25 protein-coding genes are annotated in these 23,181 nt (G+C 69.8%); 12 read left to right on the top strand and 13 right to left on the bottom strand.

Annotated features, from left to right (window positions below; all coding sequences use genetic code 11):
* Positions 1–6: 6 nt before the first annotated feature.
* From J2X20_RS17755 to J2X20_RS17745, 3 genes are all read right to left on the bottom strand, one after another.
* On the bottom strand, positions 7–2,649 hold the full coding sequence (locus J2X20_RS17755) for a DUF3857 domain-containing protein (RefSeq protein WP_310267246.1): 2,643 nt from the start codon (positions 2,647–2,649) through the stop codon (positions 7–9).
* A gap of 41 nt (positions 2,650–2,690) precedes the next feature.
* On the bottom strand, positions 2,691–3,380 hold the full coding sequence (locus J2X20_RS17750) for a hypothetical protein (RefSeq protein WP_310267244.1): 690 nt from the start codon (positions 3,378–3,380) through the stop codon (positions 2,691–2,693).
* 171 nt (positions 3,381–3,551) lie between these two features.
* Positions 3,552–4,913, bottom strand: a complete 1,362-nt coding sequence (locus tag J2X20_RS17745) for a DUF4397 domain-containing protein (RefSeq protein WP_310267242.1) — start codon at positions 4,911–4,913, stop codon at positions 3,552–3,554.
* Between the two features lie 227 nt (positions 4,914–5,140).
* Here J2X20_RS17745 and J2X20_RS17740 point away from each other — a divergent pair, with 227 nt between their 5' ends.
* Positions 5,141–7,192 carry an oxidoreductase gene (locus tag J2X20_RS17740; protein WP_310267241.1) on the top strand — a complete coding sequence of 684 codons (2,052 nt, stop codon included), beginning with the start codon at positions 5,141–5,143 and terminating at the stop codon, positions 7,190–7,192.
* Here the strand turns inward: J2X20_RS17740 and J2X20_RS17735 are convergent.
* Positions 7,189–7,395 (bottom strand): hypothetical protein, encoded by a 207-nt coding sequence (locus J2X20_RS17735; protein WP_310267239.1) that lies wholly within the window; start codon positions 7,393–7,395, stop codon positions 7,189–7,191. The genes J2X20_RS17740 and J2X20_RS17735 overlap by 4 nt on opposite strands.
* A 240-nt stretch (positions 7,396–7,635) precedes the next feature.
* Between J2X20_RS17735 and J2X20_RS17730 the strand changes: the two genes are divergently transcribed.
* Entirely contained in the window at positions 7,636–8,022 is a 387-nt protein-coding gene (locus J2X20_RS17730; protein WP_310267237.1) for a cupin domain-containing protein, read from the top strand.
* Here J2X20_RS17730 and J2X20_RS17725 read toward each other — a convergent pair.
* Positions 8,019–8,684, bottom strand: a complete 666-nt coding sequence (locus tag J2X20_RS17725) for a DNA alkylation repair protein (RefSeq protein WP_310267235.1) — start codon at positions 8,682–8,684, stop codon at positions 8,019–8,021. The two genes, J2X20_RS17730 and J2X20_RS17725, sit on opposite strands and share 4 nt — an antisense overlap.
* A gap of 50 nt (positions 8,685–8,734) precedes the next feature.
* Between J2X20_RS17725 and J2X20_RS17720 the strand changes: the two genes are divergently transcribed.
* The 3 genes from J2X20_RS17720 (at position 8,735) to J2X20_RS17710 (ending at position 11,191) form a co-directional block, all read left to right on the top strand.
* Positions 8,735–9,163 carry a MerR family transcriptional regulator gene (locus J2X20_RS17720; RefSeq protein WP_310267233.1) on the top strand — a complete coding sequence of 143 codons (429 nt, stop codon included), beginning with the start codon at positions 8,735–8,737 and terminating at the stop codon, positions 9,161–9,163.
* Complete coding sequence (locus tag J2X20_RS17715; protein WP_310267231.1) at positions 9,160–9,576, top strand: nuclear transport factor 2 family protein; 417 nt, start codon at positions 9,160–9,162, stop codon at positions 9,574–9,576. Before J2X20_RS17720 ends, J2X20_RS17715 begins: the two co-directional genes overlap by 4 nt.
* 70 nt (positions 9,577–9,646) lie before the next feature.
* On the top strand, positions 9,647–11,191 hold the full coding sequence (locus J2X20_RS17710) for a thioredoxin family protein (protein ID WP_310267230.1): 1,545 nt from the start codon (positions 9,647–9,649) through the stop codon (positions 11,189–11,191).
* Here J2X20_RS17710 and J2X20_RS17705 read toward each other — a convergent pair.
* Positions 11,188–12,066, bottom strand: a complete 879-nt coding sequence (locus tag J2X20_RS17705; protein ID WP_310267228.1) for a LysR family transcriptional regulator — start codon at positions 12,064–12,066, stop codon at positions 11,188–11,190. The genes J2X20_RS17710 and J2X20_RS17705 overlap by 4 nt on opposite strands.
* Positions 12,067–12,170: 104 nt before the next feature.
* Here J2X20_RS17705 and J2X20_RS17700 point away from each other — a divergent pair, with 104 nt between their 5' ends.
* The 3 genes from J2X20_RS17700 (at position 12,171) to J2X20_RS17690 (ending at position 14,882) form a co-directional block, all read left to right on the top strand.
* Positions 12,171–13,049 carry an amino acid ABC transporter substrate-binding protein gene (locus tag J2X20_RS17700; protein WP_310267226.1) on the top strand — a complete coding sequence of 293 codons (879 nt, stop codon included), beginning with the start codon at positions 12,171–12,173 and terminating at the stop codon, positions 13,047–13,049.
* 2 nt (positions 13,050–13,051) lie between these two features.
* Positions 13,052–13,750: a cysteate racemase gene (gene cuyB, locus J2X20_RS17695; RefSeq protein WP_310267225.1), complete on the top strand. Its 699-nt coding sequence runs from the start codon at positions 13,052–13,054 to the stop codon at positions 13,748–13,750.
* A gap of 100 nt (positions 13,751–13,850) precedes the next feature.
* A complete protein-coding gene (locus J2X20_RS17690) occupies positions 13,851–14,882 on the top strand; it encodes a DUF3667 domain-containing protein (RefSeq protein ID WP_310267223.1) in 1,032 nt (343 codons plus the stop codon).
* Here the strand turns inward: J2X20_RS17690 and J2X20_RS17685 are convergent.
* Together J2X20_RS17685 and J2X20_RS17680 are read right to left on the bottom strand one after the other, a co-directional pair.
* On the bottom strand, positions 14,879–15,082 hold the full coding sequence (locus tag J2X20_RS17685; protein WP_310267221.1) for a hypothetical protein: 204 nt from the start codon (positions 15,080–15,082) through the stop codon (positions 14,879–14,881). The genes J2X20_RS17690 and J2X20_RS17685 overlap by 4 nt on opposite strands.
* Before the next feature lie 64 nt (positions 15,083–15,146).
* The gene (locus J2X20_RS17680) at positions 15,147–15,281 is read right to left on the bottom strand and encodes a hypothetical protein (protein WP_310267219.1); all 135 of its coding nucleotides are present in this window, start codon (positions 15,279–15,281) and stop codon (positions 15,147–15,149) included.
* A 168-nt stretch (positions 15,282–15,449) separates the two neighbouring features.
* On the opposite strand from J2X20_RS17680, the gene J2X20_RS17675 reads away from it, so the two are divergent.
* From J2X20_RS17675 to J2X20_RS17660, 4 genes are read left to right on the top strand one after another with little or no spacing between them, the layout of a single operon-like run.
* Entirely contained in the window at positions 15,450–16,907 is a 1,458-nt protein-coding gene (locus J2X20_RS17675) for an alpha/beta fold hydrolase (RefSeq protein ID WP_310267217.1), read from the top strand.
* Positions 16,904–17,686, top strand: coding sequence for an ABC transporter ATP-binding protein (locus J2X20_RS17670; RefSeq protein WP_310267215.1), 783 nt, complete (start codon positions 16,904–16,906; stop codon positions 17,684–17,686). The genes J2X20_RS17675 and J2X20_RS17670 overlap by 4 nt, the downstream gene beginning before the upstream one ends.
* A complete protein-coding gene (locus tag J2X20_RS17665) occupies positions 17,683–18,846 on the top strand; it encodes an ABC transporter permease (RefSeq protein ID WP_310267213.1) in 1,164 nt (387 codons plus the stop codon). Before J2X20_RS17670 ends, J2X20_RS17665 begins: the two co-directional genes overlap by 4 nt.
* A 12-nt stretch (positions 18,847–18,858) precedes the next feature.
* Positions 18,859–19,374 carry a hypothetical protein gene (locus tag J2X20_RS17660; protein ID WP_310267211.1) on the top strand — a complete coding sequence of 172 codons (516 nt, stop codon included), beginning with the start codon at positions 18,859–18,861 and terminating at the stop codon, positions 19,372–19,374.
* Here the strand turns inward: J2X20_RS17660 and J2X20_RS17655 are convergent.
* From J2X20_RS17655 to J2X20_RS17635, 5 genes are all read right to left on the bottom strand, one after another.
* Positions 19,371–19,868: a hypothetical protein gene (locus J2X20_RS17655; RefSeq protein ID WP_310267209.1), complete on the bottom strand. Its 498-nt coding sequence runs from the start codon at positions 19,866–19,868 to the stop codon at positions 19,371–19,373. The genes J2X20_RS17660 and J2X20_RS17655 overlap by 4 nt on opposite strands.
* Positions 19,869–19,967: 99 nt before the next feature.
* On the bottom strand, positions 19,968–20,936 hold the full coding sequence (locus J2X20_RS17650; protein WP_310267207.1) for a Bug family tripartite tricarboxylate transporter substrate binding protein: 969 nt from the start codon (positions 20,934–20,936) through the stop codon (positions 19,968–19,970).
* Positions 20,937–20,968: 32 nt separating this feature from the next.
* Positions 20,969–21,226: a YkgJ family cysteine cluster protein gene (locus J2X20_RS17645; protein ID WP_310267206.1), complete on the bottom strand. Its 258-nt coding sequence runs from the start codon at positions 21,224–21,226 to the stop codon at positions 20,969–20,971.
* A 43-nt stretch (positions 21,227–21,269) separates the two neighbouring features.
* Positions 21,270–22,142, bottom strand: a complete 873-nt coding sequence (locus tag J2X20_RS17640) for an SDR family oxidoreductase (protein ID WP_310267205.1) — start codon at positions 22,140–22,142, stop codon at positions 21,270–21,272.
* A gap of 25 nt (positions 22,143–22,167) precedes the next feature.
* Entirely contained in the window at positions 22,168–23,100 is a 933-nt protein-coding gene (locus J2X20_RS17635) for an NADP-dependent oxidoreductase (protein WP_310267204.1), read from the bottom strand.
* Between the last annotated feature and the right edge of the window lie 81 nt (positions 23,101–23,181).

Here is a 23,181-nt window from a genome sequence, read left to right as displayed (position 1 = left end):
GGCGACTCAGGCAGGACTGGCTGAGGCGGATTGTGCGGCGTCGGCCTGGCCCTTGCCCAGCCGCCGCACAAAGGTGCGCTGCACCCGCTCCGAGCGAAGGAAGTAGGCAACCCAGATGACGGCGAACAAGCAGGTGCGCACTGCCACGCCGGCGTCCTTGGCCGTCCACTGCGCGCTCAGCGCCGGGATCAGCTGCGAGGCCAGCGCGTCGCCCAGGGTTGCGACGGCCGCGAGCAACATCCAGCCGATGTAGATCCTGGGCATGTTGCTGCGGCGCTTAAGCATCAGCACGAGCAGCAGCAGGGCACCGGCCACGAGGGCGAGGTTGATGACGAGTTCGACCAGCAGCACCGGCGCCCACAGCCCGTGATAGGCCGGCGAAGACGGCTGGGTCAGGGCGCTCCAGCCCTGCACGGTCAGGGTCGGCAAGGCATCGACCACGGTCTTGCCGACGGTGAAGGGCGAGACGATCAGGCCGATCAGGGGCAGCCAGAGCCAGCCGCCCAGGCCTTCGCTCACACGGCTCCACGCCGGCAGCGGCGCAGGCTCGGGGTCCCAGCGGTAGAGGCGGTGGGCCAGCACGCCCAGGCCCCCCAGGGCCAGCAGGCAGACGACGAGAGGCAGCCAATGCGGGGAGTCGCCGCCCAGGGCCGCAGGGGCGCGCCCCGCATCGTCCTGGCGGTAGAGGCTGTAGTTGATGCCGGCGCGCGCCTTGTCGAGCTGGGCCACATAGTGCTGCATGCCGGTGGCCTCGACATGATCGGCCCGGGTCATGTAGTGGTCGGTCAGCACGACGGTATGGCGGTCACGCCAGGACTCCTCGCGGCGCAGCGTGAAGGCGGCGTCCTCGACGACGAGGTTGTCGGGCTTGATGTCCCAGACCTGCGGCAGGCGGAATTCGCTGACGAGCTTGAAGTCCACCGGGTGGCGCAGCGCCAGCGGACTCTGGCGGTTCAGGCCCTTGGGGCGTTGCAGGAATTCGTGCAGGTCGGGCACCTCAAGCTCGCCCGTCCAGCGCGCCTGCTTGTCGTTGCGCACCCAGTAGCGCGGCATGCGGTAGTGCTCGACCAGTTCCAGCGTGTTGGCGTCAGGGTCGTCACGGGTGGTGAAGGGCTGATCGACGGCCAGGCCGGGATAGCTCGCGGCGTAGAAATCGAGGTATTGCTTCTGCAGATCCTGGCGGGCGTTGTTGGCCAGTGCGGCGCGCAGCATCTCGGCAGCTTCGCCTTCGGTGCGCGTCGTGATGGTCAGCGTGGCGGGCTGGTCGAAGCCGCTGCTGGCATCCAGCACGGCATGCAGCTCGCGCTTGAGGGCGCGCGCCTCGAAGCCGGCCATGGGCGCGAGCTCGCGCGTGCCGGCGTCCACGAGCAGGGCGCGGCCGAAGTCGGCCTGCACCCATTGCGCGACGCCCTTGCCGGCCTGCGGCGCGCGGGTGGGGTCCAGCCAGATGCGTTGGCCGCCGAGATCGGCCTGCACGAGCACATGGTTGAAGGCCCAGGGCGTGGGCAGGCGCTCGGCCGTGGCCTGGCGCAGGCCGGTGTGGACGAGGGCAGGGCGCGCCGGGATGCCCAGGCCGCGCAGCAGGGCCAGGCTGAGCAGGGTCTTGTCCTTGCAGTCGCCGAAGCGGCGCTGCAGCACCAGTTCGGGCGCGTGGGGCGCGTGCGAATTGGCGCCCATCTCGATGCCGAGATAGCGCACCTCACGCTGCACGAAGCGCAGGGCCGCGAGCAGGCGCTGCTCGGGGTCGGTCGTCGCCGCGGCAATGCGGGCGACCTCGCGGTCGACGGCCGGCAGAGGACCGGCAGGCAGGCGGTACAGCGGCAGGGCCCAGCGAGCCACGGCGGCCCAGTCTTCGAACTCACCCCATTCGGCCCAGGCATAGGGGTCGTACCAGCCCGGGCTGTTGTCATCGACGATGCGCGCCGGCACCTCGCGCAGCCGCCAGCGATGGTCCAGCTCGCCGTTCGCCTCGCTGACGCTGGCGGCCCGGGCGCCGTTGTGCAGCTTCCAGTGCAGCGGCCGCTCTTGGGGCCAGAGCAGGCGGGCATGGCGGTAGGCGACCGGTACGCCCCAGTCGAAATCGAAGCTGCCGAAGCGACGCTCGCCAAAGACGGGGTTGCTGCCCTGCACGCTGTAGGCGGTCTCGACGACATCGCCGACGCGCACGTCCTGCAATGCGACATGGGCCGTCAGCCGGCCGTCGAAGATCAGCGATTCCAGGCTGGCCTCGCGCTGCAGCAGCTTCAGTGCACCGGGCGCCACGCGGGACACGACGCGGCCCGCGCGGCGCACCTCGATGCGGTGGACGGTCAGGGTCTGGTAGCTGGGGTCGAAGCGGATCTGCACATTGGCGATGTCCTCGACGCCACGCTCATTGACGGCGCGGGTGGCCACGTGGTGGTAGTCCGTCAGCGTCGAGCCGGCGACGCGGACCTGCTGGTCCGCCAGCAGGTAATGCCGCCCCTGGCTCAGGCCTTCGGCCGGCGCGGCCGCCTCCAGCGGCACGGCCTGGGCATCCACCCAGGCCGGTGGCGGCGCAAAGCTCACGCCCTTGGTCGGCGCGACGGCCTCCACGGCCTGCGCGCCCGTGGCCAGCAGCCCCCACAGCAGGCAGGCGCCGGCCAGCCTCTCCCTCCACGTGCGCATCATGGCGCCTCCCCTTGTTCTGGCGCGGCGATTATGGGCAGTTCTCAGGCCAGCTCGGACTGAGGATCCTCGGGCGGCGCCAGCGGCGTGGCGCGGGCCAGGGCCATCCAGGTCGCGAAGTCGGGCTTGCAGGCGCGCTTCGGTGCGGGCCTGGCCAGTTCGAGGTGGGTGTCGTGGCCGATCAGCACGCCATAGTCGTCCGGGATCTCCTGCGGCTGGGCGATGCCGGCCTTGATGACGAACCAGCACTGGCCGCACAGGGCCCGGTAGGCGGCGGATTTGGCGGGGCGGCGCAGCTCGCCGAGCAGGTCGGCGCGGCTGACCTTGATCTCGTGGATGGCCGGCTCGAGGTAGTCCTCCACCGTGCTGTGGCGGATGGAATAGACATCGGGCATGGCGTTGACCCACAGCGTCTTGCCATCCTCGCCTGGCAGGCCCGCGCGCAGCGTGAGGCCGCGCCAGGCGATGCGGCCGGCGCGCTGCATCTCGGTGGCGACACGCTCGACCAGGCTCTCATGGGCATCGCGGGCGGCGCGGTTGCGGGTCAGCGAGGCGGCGATATGCGCCACGCCGGCATCGGTCACGCGCAGGCGCTCGCGGCCGTCGGCCTCCTGCAGGCGCTCGACCCAGCCGGCCGCCAGCAGCTCGACCTCGACGAGGTCCTGGCTGGGCCAGCCGGCGCTGCGCCAGAGCAGGCGCAGGCGTTGCAGATGGAGGCGGGTGGGCGCGGGCATGGCGTGATCTTCGCGCGCGGCAAGGCCCAAGGCTTGCAGATGTCCGCAGCATGCCGGCGACCGTCATCGCCGGTCAGGCCGGTGCGCCGCAGGGGGGCTTCGCGCGCCCGAAAAAAAGCCCCTCGGCCGGGTGGCGCGAGGGGCTGGCTTGAAAAGCCTTTGGGGCGTCGATCAACGATCCTTGTAGAGACGGCCACGAACAGCCGTCGGATCGCCGGTCACGACGACGGTGTAGACGCCGTTCGCCTGCAGGACGGTATTGCCAGGGCTGGTCACGGTGCCCGACTGCACCCACAGCGGATCGCCCGACTGTGTGAAGGGCGACGTCACGACCACGGGAACGCCGTTGCCGCCGTTGGCGTAATTGGCGCTGCTGAACGAGTCCGAGCTGCTGCCAGTGGCCACGTTGATTGCCGTCTGCACATCCTGCGAGTTCACGTTCAGCGTGGCGGTGGCCGACGGGTCGGACAAAGCGTTGATGAGGCGAATCTTCACATTGCCGTTGACCGACGGCAGCGTGTTGTCATCCTTCACGGCCTTCACTTGCGCCCCGGCTGCGGGACCCCAGACGAGCACCGTGTAGTCCTGGCCCGCAACGAAGCTGCTGGTCGGCAGCGTTTTCGCCACGCCATCGATCAGCACCGTGACCGTGCCGGCACCGCCGTTGAAGGTCACATAGCTCGACAGGTTGAGCGGCCGCGACGCTGCCAGGATGGTCGTGGTGGTCGACGCGGTGCTGTCAGCGACGGTCGCGGACACGATGGGCGAGCCGGCCAGTCCATTGAGCACGCGCACTCGCGCCAGCGGATTGGCGAAGTTGGTGACCTTGCCTTGTTGCACCACCTGCGTGCCCGTGACGAGCGAGCCGCTGACGGTGTTCGTCAAGAGCAGCGTGTTGATGCTGGCCGAGTCCAGCGTGACGGCCGGGATGTCCAGGCGCACGTCGCCGCGCACGCCTGTACCGGTGACACGGACACGGAACGTGCCGGAGTTGAGCTGGATGTAGCCACTGCCACCACCGCCAGCGTTGTTGGTCACCGCCGGAGTGGCCGTGTCCGGCGAATCGCCGGAACCCAGCAGGTAGACGTCCACCGGGCCGGCATCCGGCGCCAGGTTCAGCACCAGCAGCTTGGCCTTTCCAGAGGCCGGCGCGTCCTGGTTCTCCTGCAGCAGGCTGGTTCTCACGATCCCCGCGGAGTTGTAGGCAATCACGGTGTAGTTCGAGTTGCCAGTCAGCGTGGGCGACCACACTGCAACGCTCGTGCCTGACCCGCTGGTCGTGACGTTGCCCGACGGGTTATTCGTGTCCACGCTGCCGTAGCTGCCAGCGGTGCCCTGCGTGACTTTCGAGCTGACGGTCGTGTCAGTGCCAACCACCAGATCAAGACTGGTCTGGTTCAGCGTGGCGTTGAGCAGGCGGACCTGGGCAGTGCTGCCACCACCACCGCCACCGCCGCCGCAGGCGGTCAGGAATGCAGTGGCCGACAGGCTCAGCGTCAGGACCAGCCGGGTGGCCCAAGGGGTGAATCGCATCGAGAACTCTCCGAAAAAACCAAACCGCCGGGCCCTATTGCCAAAGCTGCGGCCAAATACGCGGACTCGCGATTAGAACTCAAGCTGAGGACGTCACGATTTCCACCACCTAGCGGCGGGTGAAGAACTGTTGCTGGCGATTGACGAGCCGCCGTCACCACAGCGTCACGCCGGGGCTGAGGAGAACACTCCAATTCCGGCGCCCGCGCGTCGCTAGCATCGCCGCCATGAACTACCCCCACCTCCTCGCCCCCCTGGACCTCGGCTTCACGACGCTGAAGAACCGCGTGCTGATGGGCAGCATGCACACCGGCCTGGAGGACGGGCGCAAGCATTTCGAGCGCATGGCGGTGTTCTTCGCCGAGCGTGCCAAGGGAGAAGTGGGGCTGATCGTGACGGGCGGCTTCGCGCCCAATATCGAGGGCTGGGCCAAACCCTTTGCCGGCACGCTGGCAACGTCGGGCGCGGCGCGCCGCCACAAGATAATCACCGACGCCGTGCACGCCGAGGGCGGCAAGATCGCGCTGCAGATCCTGCACACCGGCCGCTATGGCTATTCGCCGCTGTGCGTGGCGCCGTCGCGCATCCAGAGCCCGATCAGCCCCTTCACACCCCGCGAGCTGAGTGCCCGCGGCATCGAACGCCAGATCCGCGCCTTCATCCGCTGCGCCAGGCTGGCCCGCGAGGCCGGCTATGACGGCGTGGAGGTGATGGGCAGCGAGGGTTATTTCATCAACCAGTTCCTGGTGGCGCACACCAATCAGCGCAGCGACGCCTGGGGCGGCTCCTACGAGAACCGCATGCGGCTGCCGCTGGAAATCCTCGCCCGCATGCGCGAGGCCGTCGGGCCGGACTTCATCATCATCTACCGCCTCTCCATGCTGGACCTGGTGCCCAATGGCAGCAGCTGGGAGGAGGTGGTGGAGCTGGCGCGGCGCGTGTCGCGCAGCGGCGCCACCCTCATCAACACCGGCATCGGCTGGCATGAGGCGCGCATCCCGACGATTGCGACCAGCGTGCCGCGCGCCGGCTTTGCGTGGGTGACTGCCAAGCTGCGGGCCAAGCTGCGGGAAGAGGGCATCACGACGCCGCTGATCACCAGCAACCGCATCAACACGCCCGAGGTGGCCGAGGGCGTGCTGGCCGACGGCAGCGCCGACATGGTCTCGATGGCCCGCCCCTTCCTGGCCGATTCGCACTTCGTGCAGAAGGCCCGCCAGGGCCGGGCGGACGAGATCAACACCTGCATCGCCTGCAACCAGGCCTGCCTGGACCACACCTTCGCCCAGAAGATCTCGACCTGCCTCGTCAACCCGCGGGCGGCCTTCGAGCAGGAGATCGTGCTCAGGCCCGTGAATGGCGCGAAGAAGCGCATCGCGGTGGTGGGCGCCGGCCCGGCCGGCCTGGCCGCGGCGACGACGCTGGCGGAGCGCGGCCACGCGGTGACGCTGTTCGACGCGGCCCACGAGATCGGCGGCCAGTTCAACATGGCCAAGCGCATCCCGGGCAAGGAGGAGTTCAGCGAGACGCTGCGCTATTTCGGCCGGCGCATCGAGGTCACCGGCGTGGAGCTGAAGCTCAACCGTCGCGTCTCGGCCGAAGAGCTCAAGGGCTTCGACGAGGTGCTGCTGGCCACCGGCGTCAGCGCCCGCAATCCGAAGATCAAGGGTCAGGACGAGGGCATGGCCCGTGGCCAGGTGCTGAGCTATATCGACGTGCTGCGCCACGACAAGCCGGTGGGTGGCCGCGTTGCCATCGTCGGCGCGGGCGGCATCGGCTTCGACGTCGCCGAATACCTGCTGGAGGCCGGCCATTCCCTGACCCTGGACCCGGCCGCCTGGCGCCGCCACTGGGGTGTGGGCGATCCCGAACAGGTGCGTGCCGGCCTGCTGCGTCCGGCCCCTGAGGCTCCGACACGCCAGATCACGCTGCTGCAGCGCAAGGCCGGCAAGCCGGGTGCCGGCCTGGGCAAGACGACGGGCTGGATCCACCGTGCGGCCCTGAAGATGAAGAACGTCGACATGCTGGCCAGCGTCAACTACGAGCAGATCACGGCCGAGGGCCTGTGGGTCAGCTATGGCGAACAACGCAAGGATGCCCAGCTCATCGAGGCCGACACCATCGTGCTGTGCGCCGGCCAGGAGCCGCTGCGCGAGCTGGAAGCGCCCTTGAAGGCTGCGGGCGTCAACGTCCACCTGATCGGCGGCGCGCTGGAGGCCGGCGAGCTCGACGCCAAGCGGGCCATCCTGCAAGGCACCAAGCTGGCCTGCACGCTTTAGTTCTGGGACAGCTCCCAGAGCTGGTAGAGGGTGTCGCAGTCCTGCTCGACGACCTCCAGGCCCTGGGCCAGGTCGAAGCTGGAGTCGTACCAGCCACAGTCTTTCTTGGATCCCGCGCCGACGCTGTTGACGCAACGCAGGGCCGCGCCCTGGGGCAGCTTGGAGTTGGACCAGGGGAACTGCGAGGAGCTGAAAAATTGCATGGCGGTCTCCGGTTTGAGGCGGTTCGGCGGCGTGTTCAACGCCATGCCGTCAGCATCGCGGCCGGGCCTTTTTCGGGACATCACCCGGAGGACGGAGCGAGGGGGGAGGCCCAGTCTCCGCATCCCCCGCCCCTCCCCCCAAAGGGGGATGAAAACTGGGGTCAGAGTCGATTTATGACCCCAAGGCTGCGGCTCCAGGCCGGCTGAGCTAGGCTGGCAGGCCTGCCAGGAGCCCTTCCCATGCCCGCCCACACCCCCGCCGCAGCGATCAGCCCCGTCGATGTCGCCGCCAGCCTGACCGAGTTCTGGTCGCCGCGCGTCATCGGCGCCTTCGACGACAACTACGTCAAGGTCGCCAAGGTGCGAGGGACCTTCGGCTGGCATCGCCACCCCGACGAGGACGAGCTCTTCCACATCCTGCGCGGCCGGCTGCGCATCGAGATGCGCGACGGCGCCGTGACGCTGGAGGCCGGACAGATGTTCGTCGTGCCGCGCGGCGTGGAGCATTGCCCGGTCGCCGAGCAGGAGTGCCTGCTGATGCTGGTGGAGCGCAAGACGACGCTGCACAGCGGCGACTCGCCCAACGAGAAGACCCGCTCCATCGAAGAGCAGCTCGGCCCGGCTTAAGCCGACCGATTCAGCTCGCGACGCGCGTCGCTGCCAATCCAGCGCGCTGACTTCTCCTCACGCTGGCACAGCCGCTCCGCCACAGTGAGCGCAGGCTCACGCAGGGCCGCGCTGCGCTTGCCGATCTGGCGCAGGGCCCAGTTCACCGCCTTCTTGACGAAGTTGCGCTCGTCGTCCGCCGCGGCTTCGATGAGGGGCAGGCGGGCGAGGAAGTCGGCGTCCGGCCGCGTCTTCTGATGCACAGCGGCGACGGCCAACAGGCTGAAGGCGGCGCGCTTCTCGAACTCCGCCGGGCGAGCCGCCCAGCGCGGGATGGCCTCCCAGGCCAGCGGGCTCTTCACAAAGGCATTGGTGCAGGCCTGGTCGCAGACGTCCCAGGCCCGCATGCCAGCCACCCAATGGTCCATCTGCTTGACCGTCAGCTTCGCCGGCTCGGCCACCATGCCGGCCAGGATCTGGGCGTCGGGGATGCCGCTGTCCCACAGCGCCAGGGCCAGCTCGTGGTCACGCTTGAACTCGCGGGCCAGGCTGCGCAGCGTCGGCACGGCCAGGCCCAGGCGGGCGTCGCCGGTCAGGCCGAAGCGGGCCATGGCGTCCAGGGCCTCGGGGCGGGCCGCGGCGCGCAGGCGTTCGAGGGCGAGATTGAGTCGGGTCGGGGACATGGCAAGAAGGCGCTTGACTTAGAGCGCACTCTAGGTCGTCCAATGGCTTCATGACACCCCGCGACGACCCTCCCCTGCTGCTGATCGGCGCCCTGGCCGCGCGCTGCGGCAAGTCCGTCCACGCCATCCGCTGGTACGAGGCGCAAGGCCTGGTGCCCGGCGTGCAGCGCGACGCCGGCGGGCGGCGCCGCTACCGCGAGCAGCATGTTGCCTGGCTGGAACTGATGGAGAGGCTGCGCGTGACCGGTATGTCCATCGCCGAGATGCGCCGCTACACGGAGCTGGTGACACAGGGCCGCAAGAGCCTGGCCGCGCGCCGCGACATGCTGGCCGCCCACCGCGCCGAGGTGCTGGCCACCATCTCCCGCTGGCAGGAAGCCCTGGCGGCCCTGGACCAGAAGCTGGATTTCTATGACGACTGGATCGCTACCGGCGAACGCCCGGCCCGCGACCCGCTGAACCCAAGGAGCAAGTCATGAACACCCCCACCGCCGCCAACAAGGCCCTGCTGCAATCCATCTACGCCGCCCTGGCCGACGGCGATGGCCGCCCCTTCAGCGAGGCCATGGCCGATGACTTCAGCTGGACCATCGCCGGCCACTCGGCCTGGTCGCGCAGCTGGCGCGGCCGCGAGGCCGTGCAGAAGGAGCTGCTGGCACCGCTGATGAAGCGCTTCGCAACACGCTACCGCAGCCACGCCGAAGCCTTCATCGCCGAGGGCGATACCGTCGTCGTGCAGTACCGCGGCGAGGTGCAGACCACCACCGGCGAGGCCTATGACAACCACTACTGCATGGTCTACCGCGTCGCCGACGGCCGGCTGCGCTCGGTGACCGAGTACATGGACACCGACCTCGCCTGCCGCGTGCTGGGGGGTCCACCGGCCGCATAACCATATGAAGAAACGGCGCCGGCAACCGCGCACAATCGAGGCTATCGCTGCTGCGAAACAAGCCTTCTTCATGAAACTGCATGTCCTGGCGCTGAGCGCCGCCCTCGCCCTGAGCATGGCCACCCCGGCCGCCCACGCCGCCACCGGCCCGGGCGTGTCCTGGCAGGCCGCCGCGGCCGATGCCGACATCGACCGCTACTTCGTCCAGGCCAAGGCCGAGAAGAAGCCGGTGCTGCTGTACTGGGGCGCCAAGTGGTGCCCGCCCTGCAACCAGCTCAAGGCCACGCTGTTCAACCGCGCTGACTTCATCGAGCAGAGCAAGGCCTTCGTGGCCGTGGGCATAGACGGCGATGCGCCCGGCGCGCAGAAGCTGGGCACCCGCTTCAAGGTGCGCGGCTACCCGACCATGATCCTGTTCAACCCGGCCGGCAACGAGGTCACCCGCCTGCCCGGCGAGGCCGACGCGGCCCAGGTCATGAAGGTGCTGCAGCTGGGCCTGTCCAGCGGCCGCCCGGTCAAGGCCGTGCTGGCCGACGCCAAGGCCGGCAAGAAGCTCAATGCCAACGAATGGCGGCTGCTGGGCTTCTATGGCTGGGAAACCGACGAGCAGCAACTGCTGCCCGTGGCCGAACGTCCGGCCACGCTGACCCAGCTGGCCAAGGCCAGCGAAGGCGTGGACACCGAGACGACGACGCGGCTGTGGCTGAAGTCCGTCGGCGCCCTGGCCGAGGGCAAGGCGGCCGACCCTGCACAGCTGCCGCGCCTGCGCGCCGTGCTCGCTGACGCCGGCCAGTCCCGCGCCCAGATGGACGTGCTGACCAACGAGGCGCCGGATCTGGTCAAGGCGTTCGCGCCGCAGCCCGGCGAAGCGCGCAACGCCCTGGTGGCCGAGTTCGACGCCGCGCTGAAGCGCCTCAACGAGGACAACACCCTGTCCCGCGCCGACCGCCTCAACGCGCTGCAGGGTCGCATCGACCTGGCCCGCCTGGACTCGCCCAAGGACGACCCCAACCCCAAGGGCATCTCCACCGCCCTGCTGACCGAGGCACGCGAGCAGGCCGGCAAGGCCAACCGCGAGATCACCGATGGCTATGAGCGTCAGGCCGTCGTCACCGAGGCCGCGCATCTGCTGGGCCGCGCCGGGCTGTGGAAGGAGAGCGACGAGCTGCTGAAGTCGGCGCTGGCGCGCAGCCATTCGCCCTACTATCTGATGAGCCAGCTCGGCGGCAACGCCAGGAAGCAGGGCCGCAAGGCCGACGCGCTGCGCTGGTACGAGGAGGCCTTCAACAAGAGCGAGGGCCCGGCCACGCGCCTGCAATGGGGCTCCAACTACTTGGCCGCGCTCATCGAACTCAGCCCCGAAGACACACCCCGTATCGAGAAGGCCGCGGCCCAGCTCTTCGCCGAGGCCGAGAAGGATCCCGGCGCCTTCTACGAGCGCAGCGAGCGCTCGCTGAAGAAGGTGGGCAGCCTGTTGAGCAGCTGGAACCAGGGCCCGACCCAGGCCGCCGCTGTCGGCCGTCTCAAGGCCCAGCTCGACGGCGTCTGCGGCAAGCTGGACGGCAGCGATGCCAAGGCCAGGTCGGCCTGCCAGGGCCTGATGAAGAAGGCCTAGGCGATCACCCGGCGGAAGGCGGCGATGAAGTCCGCCACCGCGCGCGGCGAGCGCACCCCCTGAGGCTGCACGGCGTGCACCTCCACCGGCACTTCGGGCAGCAGGGTGCGCACCTGCAGGCCCTCGCCGGTCGACGCTTGCGCGGTGAAGGAATCGATGATGGCCGGGCCGAAACCCTGCTCGGCCATGACCATGGCGATGTGATGCGTCTGCACCGTCATGCCGGCCTTGGCCGTGAGGCCCAGGCGTGACCAGTGGTCGGCCAGCACAGCCCCGAGCGGATCGCGCTCGTCGATGCGGATGAAGGGCTCTCTCAGCACGTCCTGCAGCGTCACCGTCGTGCGCTTGTCGGTGCGCGCCTTGCGGGCGGACACGCAGACGAGCCGCCCCGTCGCCACCAGCTCGTCCTGCAGCGCGGGATGCGGCAGCTTGCCGTAGACGATGCCGACGTCGGCCTCCTGCAGCGCCATGGCGCGGGCGATGTCGTTGGAGTGCAGGGTGCGCACCGACACCGGCGTGCCGGCGTGCGCCTTGCGGAAGATGCGCAGCGCGTCCGGCAGGGCGCGCACGGCCAGCGACGGCACGATGAGGAGGCGAAAAGGGCTGTCCTGGTCCTGGCGCAGCGCCGAGGCCATGCGACGCACGGACTCCAGCTGCAGCATCAGCGCCTGCACCTCCGGGTAGAGAGCCTGGGCCTCGCGCGTGGGCACGAGGCGGCGCTTCTGGCGCGTGAACAGCGCATAGCCCAGCTGCAGCTCGGCATGCTGCAGCGTCTGCGTGATGGCGGGCTGGGTGACGTGCAGCAGCCGGGCGGCGGCACCGACGCTGCCGGTCAGCATGACGGCGTGGAAGACTTCGACGTGCTTGATTCGCATGACGAGTTCATTAGCTCAGCTTATGAACTCGCGGTCAAACGCGATGCACGGGGCCGGTCTGATTTCCTAGCATCCGTGCATCCGATCAACGACCCGGGAACGCCATGAAGCTCCTCGTCCTCGCCGCCACCACGCTGGCCTGTCTTGCCGCCCAAGCCGAGCCCGGCACGCTCGACAAGGCCAGGGCCACGGGCACGATCACGGTGGCCTATCGCGACTCGTCCATCCCCTTCTCCTACCTCGGCGCCGATGCCAAGCCCACCGGCTTTGGCTGGGAGATCTGCGCCCGCATCGTGGAACAGGTGAGGAAGGCCACCGGCCGCGCCGACCTGCAGATGGCCACGCAGGCCGTCACGTCGGCCAACCGCATCCCGCTGCTGATGAACGGCACCGTCGACATCGAATGCGGCTCGACGACGAACAACACGGCACGCAGCAAGCAGGTTGCGTTCTCGATCAACTATTTCTATACCGGCACGCGGCTGCTGGTGAAGGCGGGCTCGCCGGTGCGCGGCTACGGCGACCTGAGGGGCCGCAGGATCGTCTCCACCACGGGGACGACCAATGTGCTGGTGCTGCGCAAGTTCAATGCCGAGCGCGATGCGGGCTTCGAGCTGATCAGCGCCAAGGACCATGCCGAGGCGGCCCTGCTCGTGCAGCAGGACCGCGCCGACGCCTTCGGCATGGACGACATCCTGCTGTTCGGCCTGCGCGCCAGCGCGCAGGACCCGGCATCGCTGGCCGTCGTCGGCGAGCCGCTGCAGGTCGAACCCTACGCCATCATGCTGCGCAAGGACGACCCCGCCTTCAAGAAGCTCGTCGACGACACGCTGGCCGCGCTGATGAAGAGCGGCGAGTTCGAGATCCTCTACAAGAAGTGGTTCCAGTCGCCCATCCCGCCGCGCGGCATCAACCTCAATGCGCCGATGAGCACGGAGCTGCGCGACAACCTGAAGCAGCTCTCCGACAAGCCTGCCGTCTGATCATGGATGTCGTGGGTGTGCTGGGCGGCATGGGCCCGCTGGCGACGATCGACTTCATGCGCAAGGTGCTGGACGCCACACCCGCTGAACGCGACCAGGACCACGTGCCCATGATCGTCAGCTGCCTGCCGCGGATCCCGGACCGCACGGCGGCCTTCCGAGGCGCGGGCGATTCGCCGCTGGACGCCATCGTCGACTGCGGCCGGCGGCTGGAGTCGGCCGGCGCCGACCTCATCGTCATGCCCTGCAACACGGCCCATCTGTGGTTCGACGCGGTCCAGGCGCGCCTGCAGCGGCCCATGCTGCACCTCGTCGACGCCGCCCTTCACGAAGCCCTGGCCCTCGCCGGCCCGCGGGCTCGCCTGGGCCTGCTGGCGACCGACGCCACCGTCGCCTCGGGCCTGTACATCAACCGCCACCTGCCGGATTCGACGGCGCCGGCCTGGCTGATGCCCACGGCCGGCGAGATGCTCGAGCAGGTCATGCCCGGCATCGAGGCCGTCAAGGCCGGCCGGCTCGATATGGGCCAGGCGCTGTTGGCCGAGGTGGCCAGCGCCTTGCGCCGACGCGGCGCCGACGTGCTCGTGCTCGGCTGCACCGAGATCCCCCTGGTGCTGGACGCCGCAGCCTGCGGGCTGCCGGTCGTGGACGCCACCGCCGCGCTGGCACGCGAGGTCGTCGCCCACATCCGGCGGTGCTGAGCCGGCAGGCAGCAACTGCGGCACACTCCGCGCGGGCGATGCGGTCGCCCCGGTGGCCCACGAGGGCTGCCTGACACTCGATGCCGCGGAGGGACGGAAGATGGATGACGCAGGCTTGAGCGGCCTGGCCGGCGGAACCGCCGCGGCGGTGGCCTCTGCCGATCTGGCCAGCCTGGCCTTGAGCGGCGGCCATGCCGGACACGGCCCCGCGGCCTCGGGCGATTGCCTGAACTGCGGCACTGCGCTGGTGGCGAACGCGCGCTTTTGCAGCCAGTGCGGCCAGGACACGGCCAACCATCCGCCCTCGCTGATGGAGTTCGTGCACGAGTTCGTCAGCCACTACATCGCCGTCGAGGGCACGCTGTGGAAGAGTCTGTGGGGCCTGATGGCCAAGCCCGGCTTCCTCACGCGCGAGTACCTGGCCGGCCGCAAGCAGCGCTATGTGTTGCCGCTGCGCCTGCTGCTGACCCTGGGCCTGCTGTTCTTCCTGGCGCTGAAGCTGATGCCCGGCAGCACGCACGCCTTCGGGCTGGACGACGACGAGGTCGCGCAGTCGGTGCCCCATGCAGCGTCGGCGGCCTCAGCAGCGTCAGCGGCGTCGGGCGCCTCGGCCAAGATCGCCAAGGCGAGGAAGAAGGCGGTCGAGCGCAGCGCGGACGCCAACATCCTCAGCCCCGAGCTCGCCACCCAGCTGCCCCAGGGCATGCAGGACCGCATGCACCGCGCCGAAGGCCATTGGCGCGCCGATCCCGAGGGCTCCATGCGTGCCATGGGCGCCACCATGCTGGGCCTGGCGCCCTATGCGGTGCTGTGCTCCCTGCCCTTCTTCGCCGGCCTGCTCAAGCTGCTATTCTGGCGCCAGCCCTATGGCGCCCACTTCGTCTTCGCCATGCATCTGCACGCGGCCTGGTACGGCATGCTGCTGCTGGCGGTGCTGCTGCCCTGGGGCGTCGTGGCCTTTGCCGTCTGGGCCTGGTCCAACGTCTATCCGGTGCTGGCCTTGAAGCGGGTCCACGCGGCCAGCTGGTGGACGACGGTGCTGCGCGCCGCGCTGCTGGCGGTGCTGCACTGGGTCATCATCACCCTGGGCCTCGTCATGTTGACGATGGCGGGTGCACTGGCGGCGGGCTAGGGCCCTGACAGCGGCGGCTCACGCCGCAGGTCGGCGTCCACGTCCATCAGCACGCTGGCCAGTTCCAGCGTGCGCCACAAGCCCTCGGGCATGGCCAGGATGGCCTCAGGGGTGCGCGCCTGGCTGACCCAGGCACCGATCTCGGCATGCTGCTCGTCGGTCAGCAGGCAACGGTCGCGCATCTCGTCGAGTGTCTGCACGCTCAGCCTTTCATCGCGGCACGGCGGCCGCAGCAGGGGTTGTTGCGGTCGTGTGGGCCGGGCATCACTGCTTGCGCGGCTTGGCGGGCGTGGCCGACGGCGTCTTGGGCGCGTCGCCGATGACGGTCTTCAGCGGGCAGACCTTGTAGGCCGGGCACTTGGCGCAGCCGGCAACGATGGCGATCGGGCAAAGTGTCATGGCTGGCTCCCGGGGTCGGTGGCGGGCTGAAGGGCGGCTCAGCATACGCTGCCATTCATCCCGCGTCAGTGGCCATTCAACGCCTGGAACCGCCAACCGTCATCGGGCCGGGCTGCTCCCGCCCGACGGCCCGGATACTCGCGGCCATTCCATCCCTGGAGCCCTGCCATGCCCTTCCCCGCCCGGCGCGCCCTGGCGCTCGCCGCCGCACTGGTGCTCGCCCCGCTGGCTCATGCGGCCGCGCCGCTCAAGCCCTGCCGCGTCGACGGCATTCCCACCGAGCTGCAATGCGGCAGCCTGGAGCGCCCGCTGGATCCGGCCCGGCCGGACGGCGTGAAGGTAGACATCCACTACCTCGTCGTGCCGGCCCTGGCGCGCAACAAGCAGCCCGACGCCGTGCTGCTGCTGGCCGGCGGCCCCGGCCAGAGCGCCATCAAGGTGGCCGCGCGTGTGCTGCCCCGCCTCTCAAGGCTGAACAACCGCCGCGACCTCGTCTTCATCGACCAGCGCGGCACCGGCAAGTCGGCGCCGCTGGACTGCCCGGACGACAGCAAGCTCTCGGTGGCCGAGCAACTCGAGCCGGCCGCGCAGATGCGCCGCATCGACGAGTGCCGCGCCACGCTGGAGAAGCTGCCCTATGGCAAGGACGGCGGCCTGCGCTTCTTCACGACCACCCTCGCCATGCAGGACATGGAGGCGGTGCGCGAACGCTTAAGCGTGCCGCAGTGGAACCTCGTCGGCGCCAGCTACGGCACGCGCGCCGCGGTGGAGTACCTGCGCCTGTTCCCGACCAAGGTGCGCCGCACCGTCATCGACGGCGTCGCGCCGCCGGACATGGTGCTGCCGGCCAGCTTCTCGACCGATGGCCAGGCCGCGCTGGACAAGCTCTTCGAGGCCCATGCCAAGACCCACCCCGAGCTGCGCGCCGATTGGCAGAAGCTGCTGGCCTCGCTGCCCCGCTCCGTCAGCGTGCAGCAGCCGCTGACCGGCGTGGCCGAGCGCTTCAGCGTGGACCGCGACCTCGTCATGCGCTCCGTGCGCGGGCCGCTCTACCAGCCGGCCCTGGCCGCCGCCCTGCCCGCCGCCATCCACGCGGCGGCCAGCGAAGCCAACTTCGCCCCCCTGTTCGGCTTGACCACGGCCTTCGGCTCCAGCCCCTCCATGCGCCTCGCCATGGGCATGCATTTCTCAGTCATCTGCGCCGAGGATGCGTCGCGCATTGCCGAGTCCAAGGACGCGCCGGGTGCCGACTTCCGCACGGTGGACGCCGAGATGTATGCCCGTGTCTGCAAGGCCTGGCCGCGCGGCGACGTGGCGCCGGACTTCTACAAGATCCCGCCCGCCCCCAGCCCCGTCCTCGTACTGAGCGGCGGCGCCGATCCGGCCACGCCGCCGCGCCACGGCGAGCATGTCGCCCAGGCCCTGGGCGCCGGCCATCCCGAACGCGTGCAGCACATCGTCGTCGCCGAGGCAGGCCACGGCGTCATGCCGGTGGGTTGCATGCGCGATCTCATCTTCCGCTTCATCGACGCCAAGCGGGATGCGGCTGCCCTGCCCCAGGACGCCGCTTGCGCCACCCGCATCCCGCGCCCCGTCGCCTTCCAACCCGTGCAGGCCGCGAAATGATCGACATTCAGGACGTTCACAAGCAGTTTGTCGCCCACAGCGGCGGCAGCCTCTTCAAGCGGGGTACGAAGCGCATCGTGCACGCAGTGCAGGGTGTCAGCGTGCAGGCCGCCAATGGCCGCATCACCGGCCTGCTGGGCGCCAACGGCGCGGGCAAGACGACGACGCTGCGCATGCTGGCCGGTCTCTTCCCGCCCGACCAGGGACAGATCACGGTCGACGGCATCGCCGTGAAGAGCGACGCGCTGAAGGCCCTGTCGCGCATGGGCATCCTCGGCGACGCCCACGGCCTCTACCCGAGGCTGTCGGCGCGCGAGAACATCATCTACTACGGCCGCCTGCAGGGCATGGCGCCTGAGGCGGCGAATGGACGCGCCGAGGAACTCGCGAAGCTGCTGGACATGGGCGCCATCCTCGACCGCCGTGCCGACGGCTTCAGCCAGGGCGAGCGCATGAAGACGGCCCTGGCCCGCGCCCTCGTGCACGACCCCGCCAACATCGTGCTGGACGAGCCCACCAACGGCCTCGATGTGCTGGCCACCCGCGCGCTGCGCGAGGCCCTGCGCTGGCTGCGCAGCCCCGCGGGCGGCAGCAAATGCATCGTCTTCTCGACCCACATCATGCAGGAGGTGGAGCAGCTCTGCGACGAGGTCATCATCGTCTCCAAAGGGCGCAGCGTGGCCCACGGCAGCGTGCCGGACCTGCTGGAGCAGGCGGGTGAATCCCGCTTCGAGGATGCCTTCGTGAAACTCGCCTTCCCCGAAGAGGTGGCCGCATGAAACAGGCTGCGATTGTTTTCGTCAAAGAGCTGAGTGACGCCTTGCGCGACCGCCGCACCCTGCTGCGCCTGCTCATCCCCGCCGTGCTGATGGGGCCGCTGCTGCTGATGGCGCTGTCCAGCCTGATCGCCTCGCTGGAGGAACGCGCCGAGAAGCGCGAGATCCTGGCCGTCAACATCGAGGCCGCGCCGACGCTGAAGAACTACATCGAGCGCCAGACCTACACGGTCAAGGCCGCGCCCGCCGACTATGAATCCCGCCTGCGCGGCACGACACTGCTGGAGCCGGTGCTCGCGGTGCCCCAGGACTTCGAGGCCAAGCTGCTGGCCGGTGAGGCGCCGACGGTGGAGATCGTCAGCGACAGCGCCAACCAGCGCGCCGGTGCCGGCGTCGGCCAGATCGCCCGCCTGCTGGGCGGCTTCAACCACGAGCGCGCCATGCTCAACCTGGCCATGCGCGGCGTGTCGACCGAGCTGCTGGAACCGGTGGATGTGAATGAGCGCGACCTCGCCAGCGCCCAGGCGCGCGCCTCGCGCTTCACCAGCATCATCCCGATGTTCATCATCATGGCCGTGCTCTACGGCGCGCTGACCGCGGCCCTGGACAGCACGGCCGGCGAACGCGAGCGCGGCTCGCTGGAACCGCTGCTGATGAATCCCGCGCCGCATGGCGCCATCGTGGCCGGCAAATGGGGCGCCGTCGCGCTGATGGGCATGGCCGTGGCCCTGTTGTCGAGCTTGAGCTTCGTGCCGGCGCAATGGCTGCTGAAGAGCGATGTGCTGCAGGCCCAGTTCAGCTTCGGCGGGCCCGAGGTGCTGGCCTTCTGGCTGCTGCAGATCCCGCTCGCCGCCGGCCTGTCGGCCCTGCTGATGGCCCTGGCCATCCGCTCCAAGACCTTCAAGGAGGCCCAGGCCGGCAGCACCCTGGTCATCACGGCCGTCACGCTGATGCCCATGGTCAGCCTGCTCAATCCGGGCGGCGAAGCGGCCTGGTATTTCTGGGTGCCGGGGCTGGCCCAGAACACGCTGATGATGGCCGTCCTCAAGGGGGAGGCCTTGCGTTGGGGCCAGGTGATGCCCGGCGTGTTCGTGGGCTTCGCGCTCGCGGCCGTGGCTTTGCTTTACGTGGCCCGGTCGATGCGGGCCGCCGTGGCGAGATAAGCTGCCCTCGCCATGAAACGCATCGCCTCGCTGGCCGCCACGGCCCTGCTGCTGTCCGGCTGTGCCGGCGTGAAGAGCTTCACCGCCCTCGAGCCGGCCACGCCGCCGGACTACACCGGCCCCACGGCCAACGTCGCCGACCAGGTGGTGGCCGTCAGCCCGCAGCGGCTGCACGTCTTCGAGATGACCGAGGTCGACGGCCGGCGCCTGTCCAGCAGCAGCATGGCCAGCGGCCGCGCCGGCCAGGGCAGCGGCATGACGCTGACGCCGGTGGCGCTGACCAACGAGCTGCCGGTGATGGCGCTTCGCGTGCGGCTTCAGGCGGCGACGCAGTACGCCTCGCCGCTGGTCTCGATGTCCAACCCCAGCTGCCGCACGGTGGGCGAGGTGGGCTTCACGCCGCAGGAAGGCAAGCGCTACGCCGTCAACGGCCGCATCGCGGCCGATGCCTGCGAGGTCTGGGTCGAGGACAGCGCGACGCGACAGCCCGTCACCGAGAAGCTCACCGGCCCGGGCACCGCCCGCTAACCCAGCCGTCGCGCGGCGGCGCTGAGCAGCGCCCGCGAGTACCAGCGGTGAAAGCCCAGCAGCGCGTGGAAGACCCAGCTCATGCGCGCCTCGCCACCCGGCCCGCGGCGGCGCGGCACGACGGCCGAGCCGAACCACAGCGTCGTCGCGCCGGCCGCCCCGGGCTCGACCTTGAACCACGAGCGCGTGGCGCCGCTGTCCTCGTGCATCAGCAACTCGTCGGGTTTGCGCGCCTCGATGGTCCAGACCGCCAGACGCTCGCCTTCGCCGCGCGCCACGGCCCGGGCCATGGCATCGCTGGAGGGCTTGCCCAGCAGCGAGATCAGCGCCCGCTCGGCCTTGAAGAGGCGCGTCGTGTAGAAAGCTTCGACGAATTCAGCCAGGGTCACGGCGCGCGGGAAGCGCAGCGTGTAGGCGTCGGCAAAGGCGCCGCGCTGTTCGGCGAGCTGGCCCAGCAGGCTGGCGGGCGGCAAGGGAGTGTCGGTGGGTGTCATGACGGGCAAGCGTAAACGCCGATGTCGCGATGGCGCCCTGCTTCTTCGACAAATATGGGGATCACCCGCACGCTCAGGGCTGGCGTGGGCGGCTGGCGCTCAATCCGGCCTGACCTTGGCGCGCAGCAGGACCGGCTTCCAGCGTTGCTGCTCCTGGGCGATGAAGGCGGCGAACTGGGCCGGTGTGTTGCCGACGGCCTCGGCGGAGTCGGCACCCAGGCGCTCCTTGGAACCCACCGAGCGGATGGCCTTGGCCGCCTCGACGGCCAGCTTGTCGACCGAAGCCTGAGCCATGCTGGAGGGCGCCAGCAGCCCATACCACTGCGTCATCTCGAAGCCCGGGAAGCCCTGTTCGGCCACGGTTGGCACGTCGGGCAGCTGGGGCAGGCGTTCGCGCGAGCCGGTGGCCAGGCAGCGCAGCTTGCCGGCCTTGATGAACTGCAGCACCGCAGGCGCGCCAACCGCCGCGGCCTCCAGCCGACCGCCCAGCAGGTCGGTCAGTTGCGGACCGGTGCCGCGGTAGGGCACATGCAGCATGAAGATGTTGGCGGCCATCTTCAGGTACTCCATCGCCAGGTGGCCGGCGCTGCCATTGCCGGCCGAGCCGTAGTTCAGCTGGCCCGGACGCTTGCGCGCATAGGCGACGAACTCCTGCAGCGTCCTGGCCGGCACGTCGGGATGGACGACGTAGAGGCTGGGCACCTTGGCCAGCAGCGTGACGGGGCGGAAATCCTTGACCGGGTCGTAGGGCAGCTTGTCGAAGATATAGGGGTTCACGGCCAGCGTGCCGATATGGCCGAGCACGAGGGTGTGCTGGTCGTCCGCGCGGGCCACCTCGGCCATGGCGACATTGCCGGCACCGCCCGGCTTGTTCTCGACATACATGGTCTGGCCCAGCGTCTTGGTCAGCTCGGCCGCGACGGTGCGCGCGACGATCTCGCTGCTGCCGCCCGGCGCGAACGGCACGACCAGGCGGATGGTGCGGCTGGGCCAGGCGGTATCGGCCCAACTCGGCAGGGCCAGGCCGGTGGAGGACAGCAGCAGCAGGCGGCGTTGCAGATCGGTCATGGCGCGGCGAAGGAGTCAGCGGTGGGTCGACTCTAGCCGGGTGCCGTCTCGCGCTCCATCCATCCGAGCCAGCGCATGGCCTGCTCGCGGTTCTCGCCGCACATCTCCTCATGCGGCGGCAGCGAGCCGCAGACAGCCGGGCGCTCGGGCCGGCCGAAGATCTTGCAGCGCAGCTCGTCGTCCAGCTGCGCGCAGCGCACGCCCGCCGGCTTGCCATTCGGGTGGCCGGGGATGGGCGAGCTGATCGACGGCGCGATGCAGCAGGCGGCGCAGCGGGGGCGGCATTCCATGGCGCGATTGTCCCGTGTCGCCGCCCCGCGCGTCCCGGGGACTTCAGCGGCTGCCGGCCACCTGCTCCCGCACCATCGCGTCGTAGCGCCGCAGCGGTCGACCCAGCAGGGACTCCAGGCGCTGCACGCCGCCGGCGGCAGGCTGCATGCCGTGTTGCTGGATGCGGGCCATCATCAGCCGCATGTCATAGGCCATCCAGCCCGGCATCTGGGTGGCCAGCTGCGCCTCGAAGGCCAGCAGGTCGTCGCCGGCATAGGCGATCGGGCGTTGCAGCGCCTCGCTCCACACGCGGGCCGCCGCTTCGCCAGTGAGCGGCTCGGGACCCACCACATCCAGCGTGACGCGCGGCAGCGGCGCGGGAGCGCGGTCGCGGCGCAGCAGTTCGGCGACGGCCACGTCGGCGAGGTCGCGCGTGTCCACCATCGCGATGCCCGCCGCGCCTATGGGCATGGGGTAGACGCCGTAGCCCTCAATGACGGCCTGCACCTGCTGGTCGTTCTGCATGAAATAGGCCGGGCGCAGCACGGTGGCCGGCAGGTCCAGGGTGTCGATCATGCGTTCCACCGTGTGCTTGCCGGTGAAATGCGGCACGTCGGTGAACCGGTCGGCATGGATGACCGACAGGTAGACGATGCGCTGGATGCCGGCTTCGCGCGCCAGGTTCAGCGTCTGCAGCGCCTGGGTGACCTCGTCCGGCGTGACGGCATTGAGCAGGAACAGCGTGCGAACGCCCTGCAGCGTCTGGCGCATGGATGGCACGTCGGTGAGGTCGGCGACGGCCTCGGTGACGCCGGCCGGCCAGAGAGTCTTGCCGGGCTGGCGAACCAGCGCCTTCACGTCGGCGCCGTGCTGGGCCAGACCTTGGACGACGAGGGAACCGATGGTGCCGGTGGCACCGGTGATGAGCAGGCTCATGGTGAACTCCTTGGGTTGAAAAGAATCAGGCGGTGAAGTCGATGACGGTCTTGCCGCGCAGGGCACCCGTGCGGTGGCGTTCGATGGCGGCGGGCAGGTCGGCCAGGGGCAAGACCTGGCCGACCGGTGCCTGCAGCTCGCCCCGCGCCACCTGCTGGGCCAGGCGCGCCAGCAGCGCGGCATCGGGCGTCATCACGAACCACAGGCCGCGCTGCCCGGCCGGCGTGCGCGTCAGGATCTCGGGCGATGACGTGCCGACCACCACGCCGCCCTTGGCCACCACGGGCCAGGTGCGCTCCAGCACCTCGCCGCCGACGTAGTCCAGCACCAGGTGGATGTCGCTCACCAGCTCCTCGAAGCGCTGCGTCTCGTGGTCGATGACCTGGTCAACCCCGAGCGCGCGCAGCGCCGCCACATCGCGGCCCGCGGCGGTGGCCACGACGAAGGCGCCCGCCCGCTTGGCGAACTGCACGGCAAAGCGGCCCAGCGCGCCAGCGGCGCCATGCACCAGCACGCGCTGACCGCCCCACACCGGGCCGGCGAAGTACAGGCTCTGCCATCCGGCCATCGCGGCCACCGGCAGCGCGGCGGCGGCGACATCCGTCAGCGCAGCGGGCGTGAGCGCCAGCCGGGCTTCGTCGACGGCGACCAGCTCGGCATAGGCGCCCAGTCGGCCGAGCGGCCCCATGACGCGGTCGCCGGGCCGCAGGCGCGTCACACCAGCGCCGATGGCCTCGACCACGCCCGCCAGCTCCAGGCCCAGCACGGCCGGAAGGGCGAGCGGGAAGGCATCGCGAACCAGGCCCTCGCGCACTTTCCAGTCGAGAGCGTTGAGGCCGGCGGCGCGCACGCTCACCAGCACCTGGCCGGGACCCGCCGTGGGGGCGGGCACCGCCGAGAGTCGGGTGGCCTCGGGGCCGCCATAGGTTTGCAGGGTCAAAGCGCGAACGGTTTTCATGGTCAGGTCCTTGGATCGGGAGTGAAAGGGTGGCGATGGAGTGAAAGATAGGGCGTTGCGTTGGATAAACACAGACGCCAA

This window comes from Roseateles saccharophilus (assembly GCF_031458095.1).
GTDB lineage: Bacteria > Pseudomonadota > Gammaproteobacteria > Burkholderiales > Burkholderiaceae_C > Pelomonas > Pelomonas saccharophila_A.
The sequence above is the reverse complement of the archived record's forward strand: the minus strand, read 5'-3'. Positions and strand labels throughout refer to the sequence as shown.